Raw genomic sequence first — 12,622 nt, 5'->3', positions numbered from 1 at the left:
ACCGCGGGCAAGTTGGCATCGAACCCTTGGGGCCCGACCAAGGCAAGTACAACGGCTTCTACGGCAAGATAAAAGACTCTTCCCAACGTTACATCGAACGCTTCGGCATCCCCTATGGCAGTTGGTAATCAGGAGTCTTGGTTTTCATCCATGTCCCCACCGCGGACGCCGTGCGGGTGCACCACCCTCATGTTCCGGAATGGACGCTGTCACCATGAAAACCCTCATTGCACTACTGGCAACGTTGGCGATAAGCGCGTGCCAGTCCGGCGATCCGCTTTCCGCCAAAAATGATTACAGAACATCCTGGTGGTACATCGGTTTCACCGAACCCGCCCACATGACGGTCTTGGTCGAGACCTCGGCTGTCGAGGACATAAAGGGACGGGTACTTCACCATATCGCGGCGGGCGCAGCAGCCCGCAGTGATAATGAGAATGGCACCGAAAATGCTCGCGGCTGGGTAGGTGTGGGTGGCGCCGGCATGCCCGTCACGGGCGCCGACCTGCCCAAACGCCTCTTTGTGCGCTGGCAATCGATAGTGGAACGCCAGACCTACGCCGGCTGGATCGATATCTCCGAATCGACCCGCGACATCATGCGCAACTCGACAGCCCAGCGTTGCCACGAAACACCCCAGTTCACCGCCAACCCAAGTGCCGCCCTGAATCTGGGACTGGCGCCGGGTGGCATCATTCAGGTCTGGGTCTGGGACGACTGCTTCCGCGCCCACAAAGTCGACCGCGGGCAAGTCAATGTCGAGCCACTGGGTCCATATCTTGGAAAAAACGAGGGCCGGTACGCATGGAAGATCAAAGACTCCTCCCAACGCTACATCGAGCGCTTCGGCATTCCCTATGGCAGTTGGTGACAACCTCAATCGTCATTAGCCTACAAACATTCCTGCGCCGCACGCTCGAAACTCGATGGCACAAAGGTCGACGCCAGCAGCTTGCGTTCGTACAGGAACACCTTGCCGCCGTTCGAAGCCTTGTAGGTTTCCATCACATTGTCCGCCGCCACCTTGCTCGGGACGACGATGCGGTAGCTGCGCTGGGTCTGCGATACGGTGGGGTTGAGCGCTTCGTGCTGCAACTTCGGCACCACGCAATGGGTGTATTCCTCGGGTGACTTCGACGTCTGCAAGGTCAGCGTCGGGTCGTTCGGCGTGCCGGCACAACCGGCCAGCAGCAGCGAGGCGAAGGCCATGGCGGGGGCAAGGGAAGCGCGCATGAGTCAGGTCCTGTCAAGCAATCCACGGTTGATTGAGTGCCCGCCGTTCAATGGGCGACGGGGTTGGTTAACTTGCTGTTGTTTCAGCCGGCCGTTACCAGCGCCTTCAACGACGCATCGAACTGTTTCAGCGCGGTCAGTTGCAGGTCGCGTTGCTGTTCGATTTGCGCGGCGATCTCGGGCGCGGCTTTGTCATGCACCCACACCGACGGCAGTTGTTTCTCCACCGCGCCTTCGGCCTTGCCGATGTATTGCAGATTGGCGTCGTAGAACCGCGCGGCGAAACGTGCTTCGACCCGGTCGTTACGCTGGGTCAGCAACTGGTTGTGGGTATCGAGCATCACCACCACGTCCGGGTGGGCCTGTACCAGCTCATCGAGGTTGTCGTAGACCGTCACGGACAGAAAGGTGTTGTGCAGTGAACTCATCAGCCAGTCGATGGCCAATTGCGGATCGGAGCTGTTGACGAACGCCTGGCGAATCCGCGCATCCAGTGCGTTCTTCGCACCGTTCACGGCCACCGAGTGGTATTGCTCGAGGTATTGCTGGTTTTCCACGGTGTTTTCGCTGTAGAGCACCCCGACCGTCTGCCCGTATTGCAACCCGCTGTGAGCGCCGATAATCGGCGACAGGTGGCAAGCGCTTGTGTCCTCGGCGTAGGCCGATGCGGTGGATGCAACACTGCCCAGCAACAGGGCAATCACAGCCAGTCGGGTCAACATTTTCATCGCGCAGGTTCCTTGAGCAGCGTGTTCAATGCAGGCGATTTTCCGCCTTTGCACAAAAAACAGAACTTGCGATTCTTGATGGTGACTATTGACTGAACCGATAGTGCGACAGCACCAGCGGCAAACACTTTGTGGCGAGGGAGCTTGCTCCCTCGCCACAGGTGTAGGTTCGTGTGCTTACTGTACGTTCTTCAGCTTGACCACATCACCGGAGATTTTGGTGGTGTAACCCGTCAGGACCCACGCCCAGAACCAGCGTTCCTGCACCTGTGTGTTGATCATGGCATCGCCGCCTTTGGCCTTGATTGCCTCGTCCTGTGCGCGCACAAAACGACTGTTCTGACGGATAGGGATGACGCCAAACAGCAACAGGCCGGTGGCGCTCGCTTCACTGTGGCCAAGCACGGTGTACTGGCTGCTGTCGTAATGCTGGGTATTCATCGGGGCACTGTTGCAACCGGCCAATACCAGGCCGAACAGGGTAACGGCAGCCACTTTACTGAGGTATTTCACTGAACAACTCCAGGGGGGAAAACGCCCGGGATCCAATTCTCGGGCTGCGCGCATCCTAGCAAAATGATGCCTCATTGACATCACTCTTGAGGCTGACCATAAAAACAAGGTTCAGTTGGCGCAAATTTACCGGTCTATGGCGCATACAGTGCTGTGGCGACAGCTGCAATCAGCGGATAGTCAGACGCTTTATCAAGGAGAGAAACCATGGTCACTTGCTACCTGAAATACCTACTCGACCCCTACCAGCTCGAAGCCTTCGAGCACTACGGCAAGTTGTGGATTCCACTGGTAGAAAAATTCGGCGGCCAGCACCACGGCTACTTTTTGCCTTCGGAGGGCGCCAACAACATCGCCCTGGCCCTGTTCACCTTCCCCAGCCTGGCGGCGTACGAACATTACCGGCAGCAATCGATGAGCGATCCGGACTGCATCGCGGCATTCAAGTACGCCGAAGAGAGGAAATTCATCCTCAGCTACGAGCGTTCATTCATGCGGCCGGTGTTTGGCTGAAAGGCTCGCTGACTCAGTCTTTTTTCAGATCCAGGCAGTAGGTGTAGTAACCGGGGTCGCGCACCCAACCCAGGGACTCATACAGGCGCTGGGCGGTGACATTGTCGGTGGCGGTTTCCAGGGTCATGCCTTTGCCACCGGCCAGCTGCGCAAAGTCGCGGGCGGTGTTCATCAGCAGTGTGCCGACGCCTTTGCCCCGGGCGGCGGGTGTGGTGAACAGATCACCGAGCAACCAGGTGCGGTGGGCGTCGATGGAGGAAAAGGTCGGGAACAACTGGACGAACCCGAGGTTTTCCCCGTCGCTGTCCCGGGCAAGAAAAATCACCGATTCATCCCGGGCGATGCGCTCGGCAATGAAGGCGCGCGATTGCGAAAGGTTCGACGGCTGCTTGTAGAACATCCGGTAGGCGTCAAACAAAGGGGCGATCTGGTCGATGTGCGATGCGTCGGCGCGCAGGGCCTGAATAGCCATGAGGGTGCTCCATTGCGGTCTCAAGGATTTACAGACTAGCAATGGCCAGGAAACAACGACGCACTATTTTCCTGAAAGCACCGTTAACCCTGTGGGAGCGGGCTTGCTCGCGAAGGCGGCAGCACATTAAACATTGATGTGACTGATCCACCGCTTTCGCGAGCAAGCCCGCTCCCACATTAGGTTTGCACATTGATTGCGGGTTGCAGTCAGACCCGCACGTTACGCCCCGGCAGCGAACTGCGCTGACTGCTTTCCCAACCTTCGACCAACCCTACCGGCACATCCGACGCCGGCAGCATCTTCACGCCACGCACCAGGTCGGACGCCCGTTCAGCGAGCATGATGGTCGGCGCATTGAGGTTGCCGTTCGGCTCGGTCGGGAACACCGACGAATCGATCACCCGCAGACCGGCGATGCCGCGTACGCGCAATTCGGAATCGACCACCGCCATGTCGTCCTCGCCCATGCGGCACGAACCGCACGGATGGTAGGTGCTTTCCAGGTTGTCACGCACGAAGGCGTCGAGGTCTTCATCGCTGGTCACCTGCGCGCCCGGGGCGATTTCGCCGTCGCGGAAGCGGTCCATGGCTTTCTGGCCGATGATTTCCCGGGTCAGGCGAATGCAGCGACGGAAGCCTTCGCGGTCCTCTTCCCGTTGCAGGTAGTTGAAGCGAATCTCCGGATGCTCGTACGGATCGGCCGAGCGTACCCGCACATAACCACGGCTTTTCGGTTTGTTCGGCCCGGTCAGCACCATGAAACCATGGCCCTTGATCGGCTTGTTGCCGTCGTAGCGCATCGCTGCCGGCAGGAAGTGGAACTGGATGTCCGGCCAGCGCAGGCCCTTCTCGGAGCGGATGAAACCACCGGCCTCGAAGTGGTTGGTGGCACCGAGGCCATCCTTGAACAGCAGCCAGCGCAGACCGATCATCAGTTTGCTCAGCGGGTCCATCTTGCTGTTGAGGGTCACCGGTTCCTTGCAGCCGAACTGGATGTACACCTCGGCGTGATCCTGCAGGTTCTCCCCTACCCCCGGCAGGTCATGGCGCACGCCGATCCCGGCCTTGCGCAGGACTTCCGCCGGGCCGATACCCGAGCGTTGCAGCAGGTGCGGCGAACCGATGGGGCCCGACGAGATCAGCACTTCGCGGTTGCATCGCACCTGGTGGGTCTGACCACCGTGGTCATACATGACCCCCACCGCCCGCTTGCCTTCGAGGATGATCTGGCGGGTCATCGCATGGGTGATCACCGTCAGGTTCGGACGGCCCATGGCCGGGCGCAGGTAGGCATTGGCCGTGGAGCAGCGCACGCCATTCTTGACGGTCATGTGCATGGCACCAAAACCTTCCTGCATGTAGCCGTTGCAGTCTTCGGTCTTGATGTAGCCCGCTTCGGCACCGGCTTCGACCCAGGCGCCGTACAGCGGGTTTTTCATGTGGTTGCCGTTGGTGGTGTGCAGCGGCCCACTCTGACCGCGATAGCTGTCACCACCCGACTCGTAGCTTTCGGCGCGTTTGAAGTACGGCAGGCAGTTGCGATAGCCCCAGCCTTCGGCCCCAAGGGATTCCCACTCGTCGAAATCCAGCGCGTGGCCACGGATGTACACCAGGCCGTTGATCGACGACGAACCGCCCAGCACCTTGCCCCGTGGGCAGTGAATCCGCCGGCCGTTGAGGTAAGTTTCCGGCTCGGTCTCGTAGCGCCAGTTGTACTTCTTGGTGTTCATCGGGATCGAGAAGGCACTGGGCATCTGGATCACTACGCTCTTGTCGCTGCCGCCGAATTCCAGGACCAGCACCGAGGTGGCCGGGTCTTCGCTCAGGCGGTTGGCCAACACACAACCTGCCGAACCTGCGCCAATGATGATGTAGTCGTATTTTTGCGTAGCCATGGTCATCTCCCGACCGTCGATTCAGTGAATACCGGCAGGGGCTGCTGCTTGTGGGTCAGCGTGTCGCCGGTGGTGTATTGCGGGGAGGTTTTTTCGATGTGCTGGATCACCGTTTCTTCACGCTTGAGGTCGATCGAGCGGCTCAGCCAGTAGTACGCCAGCCCCGAGACGATCAGCCCGACCAGCCAGGCGATGTCGATGCTGCCCAGTGCCTTGGCGAGCGGGCCGACATACACCTCGCGCTGTTCAACGCCGTCGAAGATGTAGAAGAACGGGATCATCGAGATAAAACCGATGGCATACGCGGCGATCCCGCGCAGTCCCCAGCTGCCATAAATGTTGCCGTGGGGCATGAAGAAGTGCGGGATGGCGTAGCGGCCCTTGCGCACGAAGAAGTAGTCGGTGAGGTTGACCGAGGTCCAGGGCACCAGGAAGTACAGCATCACCACCAGGTAGATCCCCAGCACCGACAGGCCTTTGCCCGAACTCTGGATGCTCAGGGCCACGCCCAGTTGCAGCAGGATCACGAAGCCGATGGCCAGGATGCGTGCCTTGCGTGTTGGCTCGATGTGCTTGATCGAGTCGACACAGGTCAGCGTGGTCAGTTTGGCGCTGTAGATATTCATCGCGATCACCGGCAGGAACGCCAGGATAGTGACGACTACCACCGCCGTACCCACCAGCGGCGACACGGTGTTGCCGACTTGCCCGAGGGCCACCAGCACGTCAGTGGAATGCAGGTGATCGGCCAGCCAGCCGCCCACGGAAATCATCCACGCACCGGACAGCGAAGCCCCGAGAAACACCACCGCGATCAGCTTGCCGCTGGAGGTGTTCTTCGGCAGATAGCGCGAGTAGTCCGACACGTACGGGGCGTAGGCGATGTTGTAGCTGGCGGCCGCCGCAAACTGCGCGATGAAACCGGTCCAGTTGAAACCCAGCGGTTCACGGGCCACTTCGCCCGCTGCCAGCGCCGGCATGGCTGCGTCCGGCACCCACCCCATCAACACCGCCACGGTCACCAGGCCATACAGCGGCAGCGACAGGAACAGAGCCCATTTGAAACTGCGGTGCATCCAGTCGTGACCGAGAATCGCCAGCACTGCGGCCGGGATGGTCACCGCCACCGCGATCACTGCGGGGTTGAACCCGAACAGCGTGTGCAACCCCTGCATCATCAACACCAGGTTGACGATATTGAAGCCGGCGAACACGAACAGCGTCGCCAACAGCACCAGGATCACTCCGCGATAACCGAACTGCGCACGGGACTGGATCATCTGCGGCAAGCCAAGGTGCGGGCCTTGCGAGCCATGGAACGCCATGAACAGCGTGCCGAACATGATGCCCAGCGTGCCGGCCAGGGTGGTCCACAGCGCGGTCAAGCCGACGCTCGGGCCGACGAAGCCGATGGTCATGGTGAAGAAGGTGAAATTGCCGAGAAACCAGAACGGGCCCTGGCTCGACAGTTTGTCGGTGCGCTCGTTCTCGGGGATGAAGTCAATCGAATGCCCCTCGACGACGGATTTTTCGTCGAGGCTGGACACGCTCGGGGCGGACTTGGCGTTAGTGTTCATGATGGGCTCTTATTGTTGGAAGATCATGACGAGATAACCGCGTTCTTTCGGGGGAATAACGCCCGAATGCGTCCTTGCTGTTCCAAAATCTGTAGGAGCGAGCTTGCTCGCGATGAAGCCAGGAACGCCGCGGGGTATCAGGCTTCCAGCGTTATCGTTAGCGACCATCGCGAGCGAGCTCGCTCCTACAGGGAGGCCAGGGCGCGCTTCAGCCTGGCAGCGTAATCCACACTGCCTTGGTTTCGAGCAGGTAATCGAGCTGCTCGGCGCCCAGGTCCTTGCCGAATCCGGACTGCTTGTAGCCACCGAACGGCATCGACGGATCGAGGGTGCCGTGGGCGTTGACGTAGACCGAACCTGCCTTGAGGCGCGGGATCAGGCTGTGCACTTTGCCAAGGTCGTTGGAATACAGTGCGGCAGCCAGGCCAAAGGGCGAGTCGTTGGCCAGGGCCAGTGCCTCTTCCTCATCGTCGAACGGTGCGGTGACCAGCACCGGGCCGAAGATCTCTTCCTGGACAATGCGCATGTCGTTGCGGCAATTGGCGAAGATGGTCGGCTCGACGAAGAAGCCAGGGCCATCGACCGGTTGGCCGCCGTAGACCAGTTCGGCGCCTTCGGCCTTGCCGGTTTCGATGTACTCGGTCACACGCTGCTTTTGCAGGGCCGAAACCAGCGGGCCGATGAAGCAGTCCGGGTCCAGGCCCGGGGCCATTTTCAGGGTGCGTGTGTAGGCGATCAGCTCACGCAGGAATTCGTCGTAGACACTGCTATGAATATAGGCCCGTGTACCGGCGTCGCATACCTGCCCGGAGTTGAAAAACACGCCATTGGCGACCGCTTGGGCGGCGGCGGGGATGTCGGCGTCGGCGCAGACGATGACCGGTGATTTACCACCGAGTTCGAGGGTCAGGCGCTTCATGTCATCCAGCGCTGCGCGGCCGACAGTCTGACCGACCGGAGTCGATCCGGTGAAGGTCAGTTTGTCGATGCCGGGGTGGGTGGCCATGGCCGCACCGACCACGCTGCCGCGCCCGGTGACGATGTTGATCACGCCGTCGGGGATGCCCGCTTCCTGCACCAGTTCAGCGAAACGCAGGGCCGACAACGAGGTCAGCTCGGCGGGTTTGACTACCACGGTGCAACCGGTCGCCAGGGCCGCGCCGAGTTTCCAGGCCATGGTCTGCAACGGGAAGTTCCACGGCACGATGGCGCCGACCACGCCGACCGCTTCCTTGCGGGTATAGGCCAGGTAATTGCCCGGCAACGAAGGTTCGACAGTACGGCCGTGCAGCTTGGTGGCCCAGCCGGCGAAGTAGCGCAGGGTATCGACGGTGCCCTGGATGTCCACGTCCTTGGCGAAGGCCACGGACTTGCCCATGTCGATGGATTCGATTTCCGCCAGCTCGGCAGCGTTCTGTTCGATCAGGTCGGCCAGGCGTTGCATCATCCGTTCGCGCTCGGCCGGTTTGGCCTGACGCCAGGCGCCGCCGTCGAACTGGGCGCGGGCGGCTTGCACGGCGCGGTCCAGGTCGTCGGTAGTACCCATGGGAATGCGGGTGATCAGGCCTTCGGTCGAGGGCTCGATCACATCGGAGGTCTGGCCGTCGCTGGCTTCGACCCAGGCGCCGCCGATGAACATTTTCTGGACCTTGCTGAGGAAGGTCTGGGTGGCTTCGCTGACGCCGAATTTTTGCAGGTAACTTTTGACGATCGTGTCCATTTTTATTCTCTCTGCCCGGCAGTCAGGTCCTGCCGGGCTTTGTGGTTTCGATATCAGGCTGGAGTGGCTTCGCTCTCGGCGGCCGCACGCACCTTGCCGCGCTCGTGGAAGATGAAACCGATGCTGTTGAGCAGCAGTTGCGCGGCGAGGATCGAGGTCATGCCGGTCGGGTCGTACACCGGCGCCACTTCCACCAAGTCCATGCCGACGATGTTGCCCTTGCTGCGCTTGGCCAGGGCCTGGATGATTTCCAGCACTTCGTAGTAGAGGAAGCCGCCGTGGCTCGGGGTGCCGGTGCCGGGGGCGATGGACGGGTCGAAACCGTCGATGTCGATGGTGATGTAGTAGTTGATGTTCTGCGGGATCAGCGCCAGCACGCCCTCGACACCAAGGCGACGCACATCACGCACCGAGAGAATTTTCGAGCCGGCTTCATGGGCCGCTTCGTAGTCGTCGCGGTTGGACGACGACACGTTGCGGATGCCCATCTGGGTCATGCCGACAATGTGGTTCATTTCCGAAGCACGACGCAGCGGGTTGCCGTGGCCGTAGCGCACGCCGTGGCGTTCGTCGACGAAATCCAGGTGCGCATCGAAGTGAATGATGTGGATCGGGCCGCGGCCTTCGAAGGCCTTGATCACTGGCGCGTGCACCGAGTGGTCGCCGCCGAGCACCACCGGCATCACGCCGGCATCGAGGATCTTGCGTACGGCGTATTCGGTGTTCTTGTTACTGGTTTCCATGTCGGTGTGGACGATGTCGGCATCACCGACGTCGACCATGCGCACGTCCGATGCGGTGAGGTACATCACGTCATCTTCGTGGTCGTAGGCGCCGGCGTGGCCGAAGGAAAACAGCGTCGATGCTTCGCGAATCCCGCGTGGTCCGAAGCGTGCGCCGGAGCGCCACTGGGTGCCCATGTCGTTGGGCACGCCAAGCACCGCAACGTCGGCATCCAGCGCGTCCCAATCGGTGCACACCGGGGATTTGCCAAAGGTGCAATGACCCACGAATGGCAGGTTCAGACGACCGGATTCATAACCGTTGTTCGACATTTCTAGCCTCTCCACTTCTTGTTATCGGCCTGGCGGACTGCAAGGCGACCGCCGTTGGAAAGACTATGGGCGCAGGTTTTCGTGGAAAAAATGCTAAACATCAGATACTCATATCGGCATTACCGATGCATCCACAAGCGGGAGGTTCCAGGTGATTCAGCTGCACGATGTTGATCTGAAGTTGCTCAGAGTATTTGCCACGATTGTCCGGTGTGGCGGCTTCTCCGCCGCGCAGGCGGCGTTGAACGCCGGGCAGTCAACCATCAGCGAACAGATGACCCACCTGGAAACCCGCCTCGGGGTCAAACTCTGCCAGCGCGGGCGCAGCGGCTTTCGCCTGACCGAGCAAGGCGTGGCGATCCATGAAGCCACCCAGCGCCTGCTGTCGGCGGTGGAAAATTTCTGCATGGACGCCGACGTGCTCAAACAGCACATCAGCGGCAAGCTCAACCTGGGGATCATCGACACCACGATTACCGACCCGGATTCGCCCATTCCGCGCACCACCCAGCGCTTCGTCTCCCGCGGCCATGACGTGCACCTGAACGTGTACGTCGGCACTCCGGCGGAGCTCGAAGAACGGGTGCTCGACGGCCGGCTGCACCTGGCCATCGGGCACTTCCCGATCCATGTGCCGGGGCTGCTGCAATCGCCGCTGTACCAGGAAGCCCTGGGTTTGTATTGCGGGCGGCGCCACCCGCTGTTTGGCAGCCAGGCTGAAGGTGAGGAGCTGCTCGAAGAAGTCGCTGCCGGGCGGATCGTCGTGCGTGGCTACATGCAGCAATACGACCTCGAGCACCTGGGCGTCAGCAAGGCGGCCGCCACCGTGGACAACATCGAAGCCACCGCGATCCTGATCATTTCCGGCGCCTACCTGGGTTTTCTGCCGGAGCACTTTGCCGCCCAATGGGTCAAGAGCGGTGAGATGCATCAACTGGCACCCGCGAGCTTGCGTCTGAAATCGCCGTTCGACGTGATCACCCGACGCGGTACGGCACCGCCGCCGATCCTCCAAGCGTTCCTCGAGGACCTGGCCGCCAGCGCCCGTAAAACCGGCACGCCGTGAGGTGACACTCGCCAAATTGAAATTTTGCCGGGCATACTGATTTCAGTTCGCCAACCTTGCAGGCCCGTCATGCGCATCCACGTCACCTTCATCGACCGCGTCGGAATCACCCAGGAAGTGCTGGCCCTGCTCGGTGGACGCAGTTTCAACCTGGACGCCGTGGAGATGGTCCCGCCGAACGTCTACATCGATGCGCCAACCCTCGGTACCGAGGTGCTGGAGGAGCTGCGCGAAGCGCTATTCGGCGTGCACGGCGTGCAAGCGGTGACCATGGTCGACATCCTTCCGGGACAACGCCGGCGCCTGCAACTGGACGCGTTGCTGGCAGCCAGTTCCGACCCGGTGCTGGCGGTGGATGATCGCGGCCATGTGCTGCTGGCCAACCCGGCGCTGATCGCCCTCTGCGGGCGTGAACCGGCCGGTGAATCGCTGACCGCACTGTTCGACGATGCCGATTTGCAGCGCACCCTGATCGCCCATCATTTCCGCCTGCCGATGCACGAGGTCAGCCTCGGCGGCCAGACCTTGCTCCTCGACGCGATGCCAATCACCGACGCCGGCGCCCTGCTCACCCTGTATCAACCCAATCGCATCGGCGAACGCCTGTCGGCGCTGCACCACGACCATGCCGAAGGCTTCGATGCGCTGCTCGGCGAATCGCCGCCGATCCGTGCGCTCAAGGCCCGTGCTCAGCGTGTAGCGGCCCTCGATGCGCCGTTGTTGATCCAGGGTGAAACCGGCACCGGCAAAGAGCTGGTGGCCCGTGCCTGCCACGCCATCAGTCCACGGCACGATGCGCCGTTCCTCGCCCTGAACTGCGCGGCGCTGCCGGAGAGCCTGGCCGAAAGCGAGCTGTTCGGCTACGCCCCCGGCGCCTTCACCGGCGCACAACGGGGCGGCAAGCTCGGCCTGCTGGAGCTGGCCGATCAGGGCACGGTGTTCCTCGATGAAGTGGGTGAAATGTCGCCCTATCTGCAAGCCAAGTTGCTGCGTTTTTTGAGCGATGGCTGCTTCCGTCGGGTCGGTGGCGACAAAGAGGTCCGGGTCAATGTGCGGGTACTCAGCGCCACCCACCGCGACCTGGAAAAAATGGTCGCCGAAGGGCGTTTTCGCGAAGACCTGTTCTACCGCCTCAACGTGCTCAACCTGCAAGTACCGCCGCTACGCGAGCGCGGTCACGACATCCTGCTGATGGCCAATCACTTCATGCAACAGGCCTGCGCGCAGATCCAGCGACCGGTTTGTCGGTTGGCGCCGAGCACCTTCAGCGCCCTGCTCGGCAACCGCTGGCCGGGCAATGTGCGGCAATTGCAGAACGTGATCTTTCGCGCGGCGGCGATCTGCGAAAACCCGCTGGTGGACATCGACGACCTTGACATCGCCCGCACCGCCGTCGAGCGGCAAAACGACGGTGAAGTGGGCAGCCTGGAAGAGGCCGTTGGCGACTTTGAAAAGAACCTGCTGGAACAGCTCTACCGCAGCTACCCGTCCAGTCGCTTGCTCGCTGCGCGGTTGCAGACGTCCCATAGCGCCATTGCCATTCGCTTGCGCAAGTACGGGATTCCCAACAAACCGTAAGACTGACTCGGTCAAAATGTGGGAGCGGGCTTGCTCGCGAAAGCGGTGTGTCATTCACCATCAGTGTTGCCTGACAGGGCGCCTTCGCGAGCAAGCCCGCTCCCACAGGGGGATCAGTGTTGTTGCCGGATTCCCTGTCTGAAAATCGATACAGCGTAGCGAAATCAAGACAACCACTTGCCTGCCAGCTATCACGGCGCTTGCGTCCGAGGCTTTACTTGCCTGTATTGATTTCAATACGACACTCGTCGTTCCCTTCTTGTAAAAAC

12 protein-coding genes and 1 pseudogene are annotated in these 12,622 nt (G+C 61.1%); 5 read left to right on the top strand and 8 right to left on the bottom strand.

The features are described from left to right. Together PMI28_RS31575 and PMI28_RS13470 are read left to right on the top strand one after the other, a co-directional pair. Positions 1–128 (top strand): annotated as a pseudogene (locus PMI28_RS31575) (DUF2931 family protein); the annotation flags it as partial. A gap of 86 nt (positions 129–214) precedes the next feature. Further along, positions 215–871: a DUF2931 family protein gene (locus tag PMI28_RS13470; RefSeq protein ID WP_007987367.1), complete on the top strand. Its 657-nt coding sequence runs from the start codon at positions 215–217 to the stop codon at positions 869–871. A 20-nt stretch (positions 872–891) separates the two neighbouring features. Here PMI28_RS13470 and PMI28_RS13475 read toward each other — a convergent pair whose 3' ends face one another. The 3 genes from PMI28_RS13475 to PMI28_RS13485 form a co-directional block, all read right to left on the bottom strand. After that, entirely contained in the window at positions 892–1,233 is a 342-nt protein-coding gene (locus tag PMI28_RS13475) for a hypothetical protein (protein ID WP_007987364.1), read from the bottom strand. 83 nt (positions 1,234–1,316) lie between these two features. Beyond that, positions 1,317–1,961, bottom strand: a complete 645-nt coding sequence (locus PMI28_RS13480; RefSeq protein WP_007987362.1) for a hypothetical protein — start codon at positions 1,959–1,961, stop codon at positions 1,317–1,319. Between the two features lie 177 nt (positions 1,962–2,138). Then, entirely contained in the window at positions 2,139–2,474 is a 336-nt protein-coding gene (locus tag PMI28_RS13485) for a hypothetical protein (protein ID WP_007987360.1), read from the bottom strand. A 207-nt stretch (positions 2,475–2,681) separates the two neighbouring features. On the opposite strand from PMI28_RS13485, the gene PMI28_RS13490 reads away from it, so the two are divergent. Continuing rightward, on the top strand, positions 2,682–2,987 hold the full coding sequence (locus PMI28_RS13490; protein WP_007987358.1) for an NIPSNAP family protein: 306 nt from the start codon (positions 2,682–2,684) through the stop codon (positions 2,985–2,987). 13 nt (positions 2,988–3,000) lie between these two features. Here PMI28_RS13490 and PMI28_RS13495 read toward each other — a convergent pair whose 3' ends face one another. From PMI28_RS13495 to speB, 5 genes are all read right to left on the bottom strand, one after another. Next, positions 3,001–3,459 carry a GNAT family N-acetyltransferase gene (locus PMI28_RS13495; protein ID WP_007987356.1) on the bottom strand — a complete coding sequence of 153 codons (459 nt, stop codon included), beginning with the start codon at positions 3,457–3,459 and terminating at the stop codon, positions 3,001–3,003. 209 nt (positions 3,460–3,668) lie between these two features. After that, positions 3,669–5,357, bottom strand: coding sequence for a choline dehydrogenase (gene betA / locus PMI28_RS13500; RefSeq protein WP_007987354.1), 1,689 nt, complete (start codon positions 5,355–5,357; stop codon positions 3,669–3,671). A gap of 2 nt (positions 5,358–5,359) precedes the next feature. Further along, positions 5,360–6,934 (bottom strand): purine-cytosine permease family protein, encoded by a 1,575-nt coding sequence (locus PMI28_RS13505; RefSeq protein ID WP_007987352.1) that lies wholly within the window; start codon positions 6,932–6,934, stop codon positions 5,360–5,362. 208 nt (positions 6,935–7,142) lie between these two features. Beyond that, positions 7,143–8,654 (bottom strand): aldehyde dehydrogenase family protein, encoded by a 1,512-nt coding sequence (locus PMI28_RS13510; protein ID WP_007987350.1) that lies wholly within the window; start codon positions 8,652–8,654, stop codon positions 7,143–7,145. Positions 8,655–8,707: 53 nt separating this feature from the next. Next, a complete protein-coding gene (gene speB, locus PMI28_RS13515; protein WP_007987348.1) occupies positions 8,708–9,709 on the bottom strand; it encodes an agmatinase in 1,002 nt (333 codons plus the stop codon). A gap of 151 nt (positions 9,710–9,860) precedes the next feature. On the opposite strand from speB, the gene PMI28_RS13520 reads away from it, so the two are divergent. After that, positions 9,861–10,775, top strand: a complete 915-nt coding sequence (locus PMI28_RS13520) for a LysR family transcriptional regulator (RefSeq protein WP_007987347.1) — start codon at positions 9,861–9,863, stop codon at positions 10,773–10,775. A 69-nt stretch (positions 10,776–10,844) separates the two neighbouring features. Beyond that, the gene (locus PMI28_RS13525; protein ID WP_007987345.1) at positions 10,845–12,353 is read left to right on the top strand and encodes a sigma-54-dependent transcriptional regulator; all 1,509 of its coding nucleotides are present in this window, start codon (positions 10,845–10,847) and stop codon (positions 12,351–12,353) included. Positions 12,354–12,622: the final 269 nt, after the last annotated feature.

The sequence above is a fragment of the Pseudomonas sp. GM48 genome (assembly GCF_000282335.1).
In the GTDB taxonomy this organism is placed as follows: domain Bacteria; phylum Pseudomonadota; class Gammaproteobacteria; order Pseudomonadales; family Pseudomonadaceae; genus Aquipseudomonas.
The sequence above is the reverse complement of the archived record's forward strand: the minus strand, read 5'-3'. Positions and strand labels throughout refer to the sequence as shown.

What these genes read in the sequence shown, in the direction of transcription:
- PMI28_RS13505 (WP_007987352.1), bottom strand. Translation starts at nt 6,934, where the DNA reads ATGAACACTAACGCCAAGTCCGCCCCGAGCGTGTCCAGCCTCGACGAA.
- betA (WP_007987354.1), bottom strand. Translation starts at nt 5,357, where the DNA reads ATGGCTACGCAAAAATACGACTACATCATCATTGGCGCAGGTTCGGCA.
- PMI28_RS13480 (WP_007987362.1), bottom strand. Translation starts at nt 1,961, where the DNA reads ATGAAAATGTTGACCCGACTGGCTGTGATTGCCCTGTTGCTGGGCAGT.
- speB (WP_007987348.1), bottom strand. Translation starts at nt 9,709, where the DNA reads ATGTCGAACAACGGTTATGAATCCGGTCGTCTGAACCTGCCATTCGTG.
- PMI28_RS13495 (WP_007987356.1), bottom strand. Translation starts at nt 3,459, where the DNA reads ATGGCTATTCAGGCCCTGCGCGCCGACGCATCGCACATCGACCAGATC.
- PMI28_RS13490 (WP_007987358.1), top strand. Translation starts at nt 2,682, where the DNA reads ATGGTCACTTGCTACCTGAAATACCTACTCGACCCCTACCAGCTCGAA.
- PMI28_RS13475 (WP_007987364.1), bottom strand. Translation starts at nt 1,233, where the DNA reads ATGCGCGCTTCCCTTGCCCCCGCCATGGCCTTCGCCTCGCTGCTGCTG.
- PMI28_RS13525 (WP_007987345.1), top strand. Translation starts at nt 10,845, where the DNA reads ATGCGCATCCACGTCACCTTCATCGACCGCGTCGGAATCACCCAGGAA.
- PMI28_RS13470 (WP_007987367.1), top strand. Translation starts at nt 215, where the DNA reads ATGAAAACCCTCATTGCACTACTGGCAACGTTGGCGATAAGCGCGTGC.
- PMI28_RS13510 (WP_007987350.1), bottom strand. Translation starts at nt 8,654, where the DNA reads ATGGACACGATCGTCAAAAGTTACCTGCAAAAATTCGGCGTCAGCGAA.